Source organism: Achromobacter sp. GbtcB20, from assembly GCF_019091095.1.
GTDB classification, from domain to species: Bacteria; Pseudomonadota; Gammaproteobacteria; order Burkholderiales; family Burkholderiaceae_B; genus Achromobacter; species Achromobacter mucicolens.
This window is the reverse complement of sequence record NZ_JAGXJZ010000752.1, coordinates 1-248: the sequence shown is the minus strand read 5'-3', so window position 1 is coordinate 248 and position 248 is coordinate 1. Positions and strand designations below refer to the sequence as shown.

1 protein-coding gene is annotated in these 248 nt (G+C 57.7%); it reads right to left on the bottom strand.

Annotated features, from left to right (window positions below):
• On the bottom strand, positions 1 to 244 hold a 244-nt coding region (locus tag KVT32_RS30980; protein ID WP_217619521.1), incomplete at its 3' end, for an LON peptidase substrate-binding domain-containing protein.
• Positions 245 to 248 lie beyond the last annotated feature (4 nt).

The following is a 248-nucleotide window of genomic DNA, read 5'->3' as shown; positions in this document are numbered from 1 at the left end:
GCATTTGCAGGATGTTCGCAACGCAGCCGATCTCATAAATGTCGGATGCGGTAGGTTCGTCTTTGGCGGCAGCCTTCTGGGCGGCGAGCATGATGCTCTTGCCCTGCTCCATCGCAGCCTCGAGGGCCTTGATCGATTTCGGGCGACCAACGAACAGGGGTATCACCATATGGGGAAACACGACCACGTCGCGCAACGGCAAGAGGGGCAGCGTCGTGTGCTCGGTTAATTTGGAAGTTGGCATGAGA